Origin of the sequence: Leptothrix discophora (assembly GCF_030705305.1) — a bacterium.
GTDB lineage: Bacteria > Pseudomonadota > Gammaproteobacteria > Burkholderiales > Burkholderiaceae_C > Sphaerotilus > Sphaerotilus discophorus.
The window spans coordinates 1-12,322 of sequence record NZ_JAUZEE010000004.1 but is presented as its reverse complement, the minus strand read 5'-3'; the positions used below and the strand labels follow the sequence as shown (position 1 = coordinate 12,322).

10 protein-coding genes are annotated in these 12,322 nt (G+C 62.3%); 4 read left to right on the top strand and 6 right to left on the bottom strand.

From position 1 onward, the window contains the following. Window positions 1-331 precede the first annotated feature (331 nt). Window positions 332-658 (top strand): helix-turn-helix transcriptional regulator, encoded by a 327-nt coding sequence (locus tag Q8X39_RS08910; RefSeq protein ID WP_305749318.1) that lies wholly within the window; start codon window positions 332-334, stop codon window positions 656-658. Window positions 659-908: 250 nt separating this feature from the next. Here Q8X39_RS08910 and Q8X39_RS08905 read toward each other — a convergent pair whose 3' ends face one another. Beyond that, a complete protein-coding gene (locus Q8X39_RS08905) occupies window positions 909-1,316 on the bottom strand; it encodes a DUF6573 family protein (RefSeq protein WP_305749317.1) in 408 nt (135 codons plus the stop codon). Between the two features lie 1,596 nt (window positions 1,317-2,912). Between Q8X39_RS08905 and Q8X39_RS08900 the strand changes: the two genes are divergently transcribed. The 3 genes from Q8X39_RS08900 to Q8X39_RS08890 all read left to right on the top strand — a co-directional run bounded on the left by Q8X39_RS08900 (window position 2,913) and on the right by Q8X39_RS08890 (window position 8,120). Beyond that, a complete protein-coding gene (locus tag Q8X39_RS08900) occupies window positions 2,913-3,710 on the top strand; it encodes a hypothetical protein (protein ID WP_305749316.1) in 798 nt (265 codons plus the stop codon). Window positions 3,711-3,915: 205 nt separating this feature from the next. After that, window positions 3,916-5,634 carry a site-specific DNA-methyltransferase gene (locus Q8X39_RS08895; RefSeq protein WP_305749315.1) on the top strand — a complete coding sequence of 573 codons (1,719 nt, stop codon included), beginning with the start codon at window positions 3,916-3,918 and terminating at the stop codon, window positions 5,632-5,634. Then, entirely contained in the window at window positions 5,631-8,120 is a 2,490-nt protein-coding gene (locus tag Q8X39_RS08890) for a DEAD/DEAH box helicase (protein WP_305749314.1), read from the top strand. Before Q8X39_RS08895 ends, Q8X39_RS08890 begins: the two co-directional genes overlap by 4 nt. Before the next feature lie 18 nt (window positions 8,121-8,138). Here the strand turns inward: Q8X39_RS08890 and Q8X39_RS08885 are convergent, their stop codons facing one another. From Q8X39_RS08885 to Q8X39_RS08865, 5 genes are all read right to left on the bottom strand, one after another. Continuing rightward, a complete protein-coding gene (locus Q8X39_RS08885) occupies window positions 8,139-8,462 on the bottom strand; it encodes a hypothetical protein (RefSeq protein ID WP_305749313.1) in 324 nt (107 codons plus the stop codon). Between the two features lie 322 nt (window positions 8,463-8,784). Continuing rightward, window positions 8,785-10,038: a DNA primase family protein gene (locus Q8X39_RS08880; RefSeq protein WP_305749312.1), complete on the bottom strand. Its 1,254-nt coding sequence runs from the start codon at window positions 10,036-10,038 to the stop codon at window positions 8,785-8,787. After that, window positions 10,035-10,256, bottom strand: coding sequence for a helix-turn-helix transcriptional regulator (locus Q8X39_RS08875; RefSeq protein WP_305749311.1), 222 nt, complete (start codon window positions 10,254-10,256; stop codon window positions 10,035-10,037). Before Q8X39_RS08875 ends, Q8X39_RS08880 begins: the two co-directional genes overlap by 4 nt. A gap of 94 nt (window positions 10,257-10,350) precedes the next feature. Continuing rightward, window positions 10,351-10,716, bottom strand: a complete 366-nt coding sequence (locus Q8X39_RS08870; protein ID WP_305749310.1) for a hypothetical protein — start codon at window positions 10,714-10,716, stop codon at window positions 10,351-10,353. Window positions 10,717-10,797: 81 nt separating this feature from the next. Beyond that, window positions 10,798-12,322 (bottom strand): site-specific integrase (locus Q8X39_RS08865; RefSeq protein ID WP_305749309.1); only part of this gene is annotated, 1,525 nt, incomplete at its 5' end.

Sequence of the window (12,322 nt, the reverse complement as noted above, 5' to 3'; positions counted from 1 at the left end):
GTGCGGCTCTTGTTTGTCTCTCGGGATACCAGATCCCTGAATCCTGGTCGGGGTGAGAGGATTCGAACCTCCGGCCTCTACGTCCCGAAAATTGTGTCCCTGCCTAAATCGCTGTTCCATGGGTAGGGGTGTCTATTGTAAATCAACGACTTACGCTTTCCTTCGCGTAGCTGCGCGCAGCTAAACGCAGTGGCAAACCAGCCCAATTGCCACTGATTTGCCACTGGAAATCGGCCACTTGGCGCGCGTTGTGTGTAGCGTCGTGCGGTCGGCTGCGCGCCATGCCTGTGTGTTCTGCCTATACATAAGACCTCAACTACAAGGTCTTGTGATGACCACTTCTTTCGCCTTCACCCCGCTGACCAAGCAGGCCGTCGCCGACTCGCTGGGCATCTCTATCCGCTCGGTCGAGAACTGGATAAATGATGGCATCCTTCCCGCACCTGCCAAGCTGGGCAACCGGATTTACTGGCATCCGGACGTCTACTTCGGGTGGCTGTCGCAGCGGCTCAAGGCTGATTCCTCCGCCGAGCCTCAGTCGGCCCCCGCCCAAGTTCCCGAGCCCATCCGCCGCGCACCGGCAAGCGCTGACAAGACCGTAGTCAGTCTGCGTGCCAGCACTGAACGGAAGCTCGCCCGGCTGCAAGGCTTGAACTGACCGGCTCTTCACCATGGGTCCCCACCGCCAGCAGGGGGCCAGTAGGGGTCACAGGCCGGCTGCGGTACGTAGGCTGGCTGGTGGATATCTGTCCCAAACGGGCTACCGCCAACATCGAGCCAGGTGTCATCCAACATTGGCAGGCCAGTCGCCGGGTTGATGTCCGGGCCGAAATCTTCGGGTTCGTTGTGCATTTGTTTTTCCTCGATGGGTGGTGTCAGCCCGCCCGGATCGGGCGGGCGTGTGGCGCTCAGTCTTCGTTGGGGTTCATGAGGGTGATAACCGGCTCGCCTTCGTCACCGGGGCCGATGACCATGTGCAACGTAGTCAAGCGTGGGCGCCTCCCTGCTCCGCCCCTCGGTACGACATAGAGCTGAACCGGCACGCGGCATCCGCCACTCGCGCGCCGTGCCGCGACGTAGCTCATCCACACCACATCCCACAACCGGCCCGATTCGTCTTGGAGCGTCTGACGGGCCGAGTCCTCATCGGTCCACGCGACAGTCTTGGCCCATGCCGCTGAGGTAATGGCAACCGGCAACCGGAACCCCGCCTCGCGCGCTGTTTCCGTGATGTCTACCAACACACCATCGGTGATGGCCTGTGCGCGCGTGTACCCATGAATGAAGGCCAGTGCCTCGCCAAAGATGGCGTCCAAGTCCGCAGTCTCGTCTTGCATTTCGTATTCCCACTGATGCCGGGGTCTAGATTTAGAGCCTGATTCCATGCATTTCCCGGGGTGTTGCATGGGGCCCGCTGGCATTGCTGCCGCCGTTGTCTGAGTTCGTCGCCTGCGTTGATGCGCCGCAAGGCAGACGGACGGAATAGGCGCAGTCAAAGCCGCAGCCCCGCAGGGGAACGGGTGCAGAGGCGCGCGAAGTGCCCGCAGGGCCTGTGAAGGCGGGATGAATTGAGGTCACATCGCAGATTGCGCGACGGACCTCGACAGCGGTAGCGATGCCCGGGGGCCTGGTAACAACCCGGAGGCGGCTCAAGCCGCCTTGCGCTTCCAAGGTGGAAGCGCTGTCAGGTCAATGACGTTCGAGCTGACTGGCTTGCTCTCGTCTTGCAAGTCTGCGAGGCGAGCTTTCTTGCGAGCGCGATAGCGCCGGGCGCGCTCTGCGTCGCTGAGTGCATCTGGTTTCCTCGGGCGACCAAGCGTAGGCTTGGTGGCGCAGGAGGGCTGGGGTGCTGGTACGTCAAGCAGCAGGTCAAGGGTGACGTGGTCGTGTTTATCTCGCATCCTTGGTATAGCGCGCGTGACGGGGCATGACAGTGTTGACGTGACGAAATGTCACGAAAACGCGCCGTGGCGGTGTGACACCGTCACGTAAACGACCCTGTCACCGGCATCCCTGTGGTTCTCGTGACGCCATCACGGAAAAGGTCCGCGCTCGCTGCCATCGGCTGTCAGCGCGGGCGGCTCTTAGAGCGAGCCTCTGGCGCGCAGTCACGCTGCCATGGGCTGGGTGACGAGGCATACCAGTGTTGACGTCACGAGAACATGGCGTGGCGGTGTGACGCCGTCACGGGAACGGCCACGCCACCGGCATTCCTACGGTTCTCGTGGCGATCGCCACGAGAACCTCTCTGTGTTTCTGTGACGGCGTCACGGAAACGAGCCTGCACTGTCTGCCGCAGGCTGTCTGTGCAGGTCGGCTTTTGAGGCAAGCCAACGGGCGCGCAGCCCTGGTGCCGAAGGCACGGGGGCGGAGTCAGGGGCCGCTCGGCAGCGGAGCGAAGCGCAGTGGCACAGCGGGGCCAGGCGTCCAGCCGCAGCCCGACAGCCCGCACCCTGCCCACAGGGTCGGCACGTCGCCGGGGGGGCCGCCTCGGAAGGCGCAGGCAGGGCGCAGCCCGTCGCCGTCGCGGCAGCCGCGCCCCAGCGCGGCGGTTCCGTGGTGGGGGCACAGCCCCGCCCCGCCGTACGCGCGGGCTAGAGATTTAAGTCAGGCGAAGCACTGACCGCAGCCCAACCGCGTCCAGCGGGCCGGGTTGAAGCTCTAGCCCGCGCGTGGAGTGGCCCGCTGAAGGCGGGGCACGGAAGGCGTGGGGGCGCCGGTATTCATGAGCGCATGGCCGGGCGTCCAGCCTGGACAAGCCCCCGCCCGGCGTCCAGCCGGGAAGAAGGGGGCGGTGTGCTCCAGCCGCAGCGCGGCTGTTCGTTCCCCCTGTTCGGCCCCCGTCGCACGGGGGCATGAACGGGTCGCCGCGCTATACGAATCATGACAACGACGACTCCAGGAGGGTCATGATGAGTAAAAAGGACGGGCGGCTGATTGCCCGCGAAAACGAAGCGCGGGTCTTGCGGGCGTTGCACCGCTTTGGCTGGTTGCGAACGCGCGACTTGGCCGCACTGTGCTGGACACGCTGGGCGTTCAGGCCAAGCGGCCCGCCTGGCATGGAGCCAGCGCAGCCGACCGGCTCGGCGGTGCGGATGGCACAGCGCACGATGCGCCGCCTCCGTGAAGACCGCTTGGTCATCGCTGGACAGGGGCCTGACGGCAGCGTCATCTATGCGCTGTCCGAAGGGGGAGTGCGGGCGCTCAAAGTTGCGGGCGTGGCAGCTATCAGCGGCAAGGACTTGGTGCGCGGCTTCAGCTCGGCTTACTACCGCCATAGGCTGATAAGCAGTCAGGTTGCCATTGCTGGCATCGTCCGGGGGTTTCGGGTGTCCACCGAGCGCGAAATCTCGCAGGGCCTTTGGCTCGGTAGTGAAGCAGGAATCGCAGGCAAGCGGCCTGATGTCTTGCTACGGAGCGGCACTCAAGTGTGGTGGGTTGAGGTGGAGCGCTCGCGCAAGAACGCCAAGGACTACAAGGCGTTTTTGGCCTGGATGGGCAAGGTCTTGCAGGACAAGGGGCGGCGTGACGGCTCGCGGCTGCTCGGGCCGGGGCAAGTGTGGGGACGCTTGATCTTCATCTGCACCCCGGCATTTGAAGCCAAGCTGCGTCGTGACCTGGAAGGCCTGGGGTGGACACAGCAGCAGGTCGATGCGCTGTCATCCTTCCAATCCGCGCTATACAGATTCGAGGACACACTGTTTTCCTAAAAAAGGAGGCAATGGGGCGCGGCTCAGGCTGGTACCGCGCCGCACGAAACCTTCTCGTTGAAGCCCCAAATCCAGGCTTTGACCTTGCGGCTCGCGAACCGGCCGTCGCTCGTACTGGTTGCTGTCCCCGGCTGCGTCACTGCGGCCGGGGGCAGTTTTCATGGTGGTCATCGCTGACAATGGCGGGCAGAGGAAAAACGCCCGAATGTCAACAGAATACGAACACCTGAGCCGAGAAGCGCTCATCGAGCTGCTGAAGCGACGAGACAGCCAGACCCCTTACGGCCTGGTGTGGGAGAGGCGCGACATCGCGCCAGACAAGGCCCTGAACCGCGACTTCGTCGGCCTGGAACTGGACCCCGACCTGTCCTGCGGACCCGCGCCCTGGCGCAATCTCATCATTGAAGGTGACAACTACGACGCGCTGCGGCATCTGGTTAGCACGCACGCCGAACAAGTGCAGGTCATCTACATCGACCCTCCGTACAACACCGGACGCAAGGACTTCGTCTACAACGACAGCTACTTCGAGGCCACCGACCGCTACCGGCACTCGACGTGGTTGGAGTTCATGCACCAGCGGTTGAGTTTGGCGAAAGACCTGTTGGCCGAAGACGGAGTCATCCTCGTTTCGATTGACGACAACGAGTTGTTCAATCTTGGCCTACTGATGAACAGGGTCTTTGGCGCGCATAACTTCATCGGCAATGTCATCTGGAAGAACGTCACCGACAACAACCCGACGCGAGTTGCCATTGAGCACGAGTACATCTTGGTCTACGCCAAGAGGAAAGAGCTGAACCCACCGGTATGGAAGTCACCGGAGTCGGCCATCAAGGACGAACTGTTGCGCATTGGGTCGCGTCTGACTGAGGAACATGCTGACCCAGCGGCGTTGCAGGCCGCGTACACCGAATGGTATCGAGAGAACAAGCCGTTCCTGGGGCCGCTCGCCGACTACAAGTTCATCGACCACAACGGTGTGTACGCCGGAAGTCGAAGCGTGCACAACCCGGGCAAAGAGGGGTACCGATACGACGTACCCCACCCCGTCACCAGAAGGGCCTGCAAACAGCCCCTCATGGGCTACCGGTTTCCGTGGAAGACCATGCAGGCGCTCATTGCTGACGACGCGATTTTGTACGGCGAAGACGAGAACAAGATTGTTGAACTGAAGGTCTACGCCCGTGACTTCATGGTCAAGTTGCCGAGCGTTATTGAACTTGACGGGCGCAAGGGGCCGAACGAGTTGAAGCGCATCTTCGGGGGGGCAGCGCCGTTCAACAACCCGAAGCCTGTAGAACTCATCACGCACCTGCTTTCGTTCGTTGCTGCGCGTGATGCAATCGTGCTCGACTTCTTTGCCGGCTCGGGGACGCTCGCTGATGCAGTCATGCAACTGAACGAAGAGGACGGGGGCGAACGCCGTTTCATCCTTGTGTCCAGCACCGAAGCAACGAACGATGAGCCGAACAAGAACCTTTGTCGTGACGTTTGCGCAACTCGCGTACGCCGTATCGCAGAGGGCTATACGTTAGCCAAGGGTGAACAGGTCGAAGGCCTGGGCGGCAGCTTTGCTTACGCGCGGGCCAAGCACGTCCCCACCCACCGTTTGGAAGAGCGCTTGGATGACGGCATGGTCTGGTCCTACATCCAGATGAAGCACCATCATCCGCTCACACCGACCGGCAAGCTGGCATCGGTGTCGGTCTGGAACGGGCAGGCACTCGTCTACCTACCCTCGACCAAGCCCAAGATGAAGGCCGCTTTGCGTGAGGCGCTGGAACAGCACCCGCAGGCGATCATTTACACATGGACCCCCGCCGCTTTGGTGGGCTTGGTCAACGAGAACAATCTGCGAGAGGTGCCCGCAGACCTGACGCGCGGCTTCAGGTTCGGCAAGCTGGGAGGGAACCAAGCATGAGCCGCATCGACCCACTGCTATTCCAAGAGCGTCACATCGGCGCGCTCGTGACGCGCTTTCAGAACGTGCGTGACGACTACAACCGCCTGACCAATCCGAAAGAGTTGGGCAAGCTGCGCAAGCAGTCGGCGGCGGTCATGCTGCAAGCGCCGACCGGCATCGGCAAGACGCTGATTGCGACTGAGGTCGTGGCCCGGTTCTCGGCGCTGGACGACGTGGTGTGGTTTTGGTTTGCGCCCTACGCCACGCTGATTGACCAAGCGGCGGCCAGCCTGCAACGACAGGCCCCGCAACTGAAAATTCTGAACATCGAGCACCAGCGCACCCCGGATGAGCTGGCCTCCGGTGCGATGTTCGTCATCACCTGGCAGACGGTGGCGGCCAAGTCCAAGGAATCGCGCCTGGCACGCACCACAGGCGACGCTGGCCTGTCGGTCGATGACCTCATTGCACAAGCCCGCGCCCTGGGTCTGCGTGTGGGTGTGGTCGTGGACGAGGCCCATCACGGCTTCGTCAAGGCGAAGGAGGCTTACCGCTTCTTCGCTGAGGTACTGGAGCCCGACTACGCCTTGATGATGACCGCCACGCCTCGGGATACCGACGTTGCCAGCTTCGCTGAGAAAACGGGCTACCAGGTGGGCGACTCGGCAGACTGGGCCAGCATCACGCGCCACGAGGGCTATCAGGCCGGGCTGCTCAAGCTGGGCGTCAAGACAGCTCAATTCCTGACTGGCAACAACGACGATGCCGCCTTGGTCGACTTCGAGGAAGTTGCCATGTCCGAGTGCGCGGCGATGCATCGTCACATCAAAGGCGTGCTCGCCAGTGACGGCGTCACGCTAACTCCGCTGATGCTCGTGCAGGTGCCCAACGGTGGCGCGGCGCTGGAGAAGGCCCGCGACTACCTGACCGGGCCGCTCAAGTTCCCTGCGTCGGCCGTGAAGGTCCACGTCTCCGACGAACCGGACCCGAACTTGCAAGCCCTCGCGAATGACCCGGCCGTCGAGGTGTTGGTGTTCAAGATGGCGATTGCCATGGGCTTCGATGCCCCGCGCGCGTTCACCCTGGCAGCCCTGCGCGGCACTCGTGACGCGAACTTTGGCATCCAGGTGGTCGGCCGCATCATGCGCGTGCATTCCCTCCTGCAGCGCCGACCTGGCACCCCGCAGGTCTTGAACTACGGCTATGTTTTCCTCGCCAACCGTGAGGCCCAAGAGGGTCTGACGGGTGCGGCGGCGGTCATCAACAAGCTGCAAGAGCACACCGCCAACACCATGCCCGAAACGGTCGTGACGTTCACGGTGGACTCATCGTTTGTGCAGGTTGTGAAAACAGGCCAGACGGCGGCGATATTTCCGCCTTCCGATCAAACTCCATCAGCCGCCTTCGTCACGCCCGACAGCACCGATTCCGTGACGCCGACCGAAAATTCAGGTCATGGCGTGGTGCCGATGCCGCAGCACACTTCCGCCCTGTTCCCTGAGCTGGCGAAGACCGAACTGACCCACGGCGCGCACGATGGGCCGACAGCGTTGGTCAACGCGTTCAAGCTGGACGCGGAGGAACAGTACGACTACCCGCTGAAGGTTCAAGGCCTGCCGCCGTTCGTCACGGAAATGCTGCCCAGCAACCCCGACGACTTCGAGGCGCAGTTGGTGTCCTTCGTGGACTTCTCGGCTGTGCTGGCTGACCGTGAGCGCAGCCGGACCAAGCTGGTCAAGCGGACCGTGGATATCTTCGAGACGGCCGACACCCCCGACGACGCGGATGTCTGGGCCAAGATGTCGGCGGCCAGCATCGCGCAGCGTGCGCGGCAGGTTGCTTTCGAGTATCCCGACGTGGACAACCGCCAGTTCCTCCAGGCGCTGCGCAAGCGGTTCCGCGATGCGATAGAGGCCGGGGGCTTCGACTTACCGGGGTCCGATGAGGAACTGACCCAGCAACTGGAGCTGGTGTTGGTCCGCAACCCGACGCTGATTCGGCAGGCGCACAAGCGCTGCCGCGCGATCCAGATTCAAGCCGTATCCGTGACGCTGCCCCTGGTTCAACGGTCCAAGTTCCGGCTTGAGCCGTCGAAGCGCAACGTCTACGGCATCTTCCCGGCCGACCTGTCGCCGGAAGAGCTTCGCTTTGCCGAGATGCTGGACATCGCGCCTGAGGTGGAGTGGTGGCATCGCAACCCTGTGCGGCAACCCGAGTCGGTGGCGCTGTACCGCTGGTCCAGCGGCGTCGGCTTCTTCCCGGACTTCCTGGTGGCGGTGAAGGACCGCAAGACGGGCGGCGGCGTGGCGCTGGTCGAGTTCAAGGGGCCACAGCTCCAGCAGTACGACAAAGAGAAGGCGGGGGCCGTGCATGTGCAGTACGGCCGGGCGTTCATGGTCGGTGTCGGTGCCAAAGACAAGAAGGAGCTACGCCTGTTCCGCCTGGTCGATGGCGACTTGGTCGATGACGGGCTGTTCGAGGTCGGTCGGCTAAGGTACGAATAGCTTTCCCCTGGCGACGCGCTACAGCGCGCCTGGGAAGCGTTTCCTGTCCCGTGCCTCCAGATATGCTTCGTAGTCGAATGGGGGGAATGCTCGCAAGTAGGCGGCTATCTCCAGCGCGTCGTGGCTGGAAGACGGGTCGAGGAGTGTGCGCCAGTGATTGAGCCGCCAGACTGCTTCAACGCAGTAGTCGTGCCGCCAGGCGCTTGGGTCTGCAGCCTTGGCATAGCAGCGGTCGATGTAGTCGCAGGCAACGTCGACGGGCAACGCAATGCAGTTCTCGACGAAGTCACGCGGGTGACAGTTGGTCATCGCCGTGAAGCTCTTGGGTTTGGGTGGACGCATCTGTTTTGTGTTCTATTGATTGAGGCTGCGACGATGCCGTTGGCATCGGCCCTGGTTGCCCTTGATTCTTACTGGGAGGGTGTGCAGCTTGGTCACGAAAAAGCGCCGCGATCGGGCGGATTTTTCGAGTGACCGAGCTTGACCGGGGTTCCGGCAAAACTTTTCCTGAGTGTCCTATCTTGTTCGCGGGCGAAAGAAGAAGGACGTCTAGGGTGAGCGGCGCAGCGGACGAGGTTTTCAGAAAAGGCCGGTCAGTCTGGTCATGATGGAGAACAGCCGTGTTCAGCGGCTGTTCTTGTGACCGAAGCCTACGCCCAGATGGTCAGGGCAAGCGGACGTTGCAGGTGCGAATGCGCCCGGCCTTCGTGACTGCGCGGTCTTCCAGCACTTCGCCAAGGGAGTCGGGCAAGCGCTTCCAGAACTTCGGGGATGCAACCACTCCCATGTTGTTCTCCCGGCACCACGCGGCATAGGCCGTGTAGACCTCTGCCTTGGATGTGTCCGTGGTCAGGGTGCGTTCGACGCCGACTGTGTTCACCCACGCGTGAACCGAGTTCGTCTCGGTTCGTGCGGTCTGGGCGGCCGCCCTCATGGCTGCAGGGGCGGTGTCGAACCGACCCCGCGCCAGCAAGCGTTGCAGCCCTTCCAGCGCCCAATTGAGCACCCCGGTCAGTTCATGTTTGACGATGTGGTCAGCCAACAAGGGGTCGCGCTCGCTGGCCGGAATTTCAACGCTGAAGGGGACGATATCGAACCGTCGCCAGAAGCCGTTGGACTGGTCCTTCACGGCCGGGATATGGTTGGCAAGAATGAGCCACTTGCCACAGACGCGGGTCGTAATCGGCGACAGGTACTTTCGGTCAATGAGTACCGATTCACCCGCAATCATGGACTTGATGGTCTGCTCGCACCATTCGTTCGCCGGGGCTTCGTCGCAGAAGAGGAGCGAGGCCCCCAGCACGACGGCGGCCTGGAAGCCGTTCAGCGTGCTTGGAGAGACAGCCGCCTTTCGCTCGTGAAGGGCCTGCACGATGTTCGCCAGCGTTCCTTTGCCGTTCGCTCCGGAGCCTAGCCAGATTTGTGCGAGCTGAAAGCGGGCGTCAGGCAGCAGCGTGTAGCCGATGTACTCTTGCACGCGGCCCCTTACCGCAGGGTCGGGAAGAATCCGGCCCAACAGCTTCTCGAAAGCCACAGGGGCCGATGCGCCGGGGTCGTAGTCGCAGCGAAGCACGTGACGTAGCCCGAGCGCCTTGTCTGCGGGGAGCAGGCTTGGCGAGCCGTCAAGGTGCAGGTAGCCGTTCTGCACTGGAATCACGGCGGCAGGCGTGGGCTCCGGCAAGGCAGGAAGCCAGAGCAGTGCCGTTTGGTGGGTGGCTTTGGCGTTGGCTGCGTTGACGATGCCGTGATGGCCGTCAGCAATCCACCGGAGCGCCATGCGCATGCCTGCTTCGTCGTCAATCATGCCCCAGTGGGTTCCGGTCCACTGGTGAAGGAGCTGGTCTGCGGCAGCGTAGTTGCCGGACTTCTCAAGCTTGTGCGCGTAGCCGATGGGCTCGAAAGGAGGGCGGCGGCTCATGCCCGGTCTCCTTCATCGGGACCATTGCCAGTGTGCTCGCCCCGGTTTTCTCGGTGGCGCTCCATCCATTGATGGACATCGGCAGCCTTGAACCGAACGCGTCGTCCAAGGACGATGGCGGGCGGTAGGTCACCGCCGGTCGCGCGGCGGTTGTAGATGGTTCGTTGTGCGAGCGCGATGATGGCGCTCAGTTCGCGGGGCGTCAGAAGACGGTCCATGTGCAGTTCCCAAAGGTAAGCAGTCACATGACTGCCTCCCGTATAGCGCGAACATCACTGCATGAACCGTTCGTTACCTCGCTTCGTCGAGTGACTATTGCGTCACGTCTTGAACCCAGTCGGCATCAAGCCAGTCATCCCCGCGCAGGAAGGCAATGAAGCCGCCCCGGTCCGTGTGAGTCATGCCGTCATTGTGGTCAATGTCCGCTCCGAACATCGTCTCCCCATTGATTCGCACGGTGTGGACACTGAATCTTGAAGTCCCGCTGTCTTCCCAATCAACGAGCGCGCTCAGGGCTGCCGCCTCAGGACTTGCGTAAAGGTCGATGTACAGCGAGTCGTCTTGGTAGCCGGTGTTCTTTGTTGCGCCAACACGTTGCGATTGAACCCAATCGGCGCCTTCGTCACTGTTGGCGAAGGAGAGGCTTTCTTCAAAGCTGGTGTAGGTGAAAGTTGTCATGGATGGGTGTGAATGATGGAAAACGGCTGACGGAGCCAGCGCATTGATGTTGGTGAGACAGGTATCGCGCCCGGTGCGCGTTCAGGCTGCCTTGTAGGAGATTGTTCCCCAGGTCAGGCATGCTGATGGCAGCTTGAAAGTGAGCGGGGTCGTAGACGGCTTTGGCGCGGGTGGGGTCGGCGGCACCGATCCACACAGGTCGGCAATGCTCACCGCCGCCCCCTTCTTCAATCGGCGTACGCCGTGGTGCATCGTGACTTGGTTCGAGTCCGCGAAGGCTTCGTCCAACCGCTTCGCCAGACTTTGGGCGCATAGGTGCGAGTACCGCAGGAGCATGCGTGTGTCGCGGTGGCCGCTGAAGGCTTGCAGGTCAACCAGCGTGAACCCGCCTGGGGTGTTGCTGCCTGCCTCGGCGACACGGGAAATCGCTTCGTGGCGCAGGTCGTGAACCCGCAACTCGTCGCCGCAGGTCAACTTCGCTGCCTGGCAAATGCGCGCCCACGCCTTGCGAAGTCCGTCAACGGAGATGGGGAACACATGTTCGGAGGTGCGCGGGAGGACGCGGAGCATGCCGACCAGGTCCATGCGGATAGACAGCTTGCGCGCTCGCCCGTTCTTCGTTTCGGGGAGTAGCGCGGTCTGGGTATCCAAGTCCAAACGCGACCACGTCAAGTTCAGGGCTTCGCTACGACGTGCCCCGGTCATCAACAGGAACTGGATGAGCGTTTCTACAAGTGCGACGTGGGTGTAGGTCTGCGCCGCATCGTCCTGGTACTGCTCGCGGGCAGCCTTGACAATCTTCTTGCGTCGGTAGGTGGTGGCAGCTTCGTCGGCTTCCGACCGCTCCTCTTGCATCAACTGTTCTAGTCTCCGCTCGATGGACTTCGTGCGGTCTTCCATGCGCGCAGCTTCCAGCAATCGCGCTTCTTCGTCGCTTTTCAGGCGGCGGTCACGCTCGTTGAAGTACTGCTGGCGTCGAACCCCGTCCATAGGGCTCTTGATGCACGGAATCCGCCACCTGTCGATTGCCACGTTGCAGATGGCGACGAACATGTCAAGTTCCCTGTCAACGGTGCCAGCCTCCACGACTTGGGCTCGCTCGTCGGCGTAGTCCTCGAAGTCCTCGGGCCCGACATCGGCAAAGGACTTGCGCACGAACCTGCTGGCTTCCGAGGGTTCACTCATCCGCGCGCCGGTCGGCTTGCGCATCTCCTTGCCTTTCCACACCGGGTGAGGATTGGGGTGTGCGGCCAAAATGGCGGCCATGTCTTCACGCGGCAACCCGGCGTCCTGCAGGACGGCATTGATTTTGTAGCCCTGGACTTCGAAGCTCTTGTGGCGAGGGGCTTCTTCGCGCAGGTATCGAATCATCAGGTCAGCGAACGTCGTCCGCCGTGCAAGGCCGTAGTCGATGACGATGCCACGACGGCGCTCGCTCTCTATACGCTGCTGGACTTCAATGGCCTCGTCTTCGCTCGACGCGTACAAGGTCAGGGTAGGGTAGCCGACCTGACGGGCGCGGATGATGTAGTGATTGTTGAGGCTTGCCAGCCGTAAGCGTCCAGCCAACTCATCTTGAACCGCATCGAAGCGAAAGCAAGGATCG